This is a genomic window from Aminobacter sp. P4_D5, from assembly GCF_056401815.1.
In genome coordinates, this window is the sequence record NZ_JBFUIP010000975.1 from 1 (window position 1) to 613 (window position 613).

The following is a 613-nucleotide window of genomic DNA, read 5'->3' on the forward strand; positions in this document are numbered from 1 at the left end:
CCTCCAGCCCGAGCGCCCGAACGGGCGCCGCAAGAGCCGCGATGACACCGAGATGGCCCATACCGGGATAGGTGTCATGGCGCACGGGCACGCCGGCTGCCCGCGCCCGAGCCGCCAGGTCGCTAGAATGCTGCGGCCGGACGGTGGTGTCCGCCGCGCCATGCAATAGTAGCATGGGCGGTGTGGCGGGGCCGAAGGGCGCCGGCGCGGCCAGCACATGCGGCGCTCCCGCGAAGATCTCGGGTGGATCGACCTCGTTTGCGCCGAAATCATAGGGGCCGGCGAGGCCAATGAAGCCGCCCACGCCATCCTGCGCGCCCCAGCTCGGGTCCAGTGCCACGCAGGCGGCGTTGAAGGCGCCGGCCGAGTGCCCCATCAGAATCAGGCGTCGCCGAGGCTCACGCGCGGTGAGGAAGCGGACGGCCAGGGCCGTGTCCTCGACGAAGCCCGGGAAGCGAATTTCGGGCCAGAGCCGGTAGTCGATGACAGCGACGCGGCAACCCAGGCCGGCCAAGGGATAGGCGACGAAGCGGTAGTCCGCACGCTGTCCGGACCGCCAGCCACCGCCGGGGATGAAGACCAGCAGCGGCGCGGTCCCGGCCAGGCCGGGCGG

The 613-nt window shown here is 71.9% G+C and carries 1 protein-coding gene; it reads right to left on the reverse strand.

Annotated features, from left to right (window positions below; translation table 11 throughout):
- Positions 1 to 613: alpha/beta hydrolase (locus AC1DWF_RS36155; RefSeq protein ID WP_476843266.1), on the reverse strand; the 613-nt coding region annotated here is incomplete at both ends.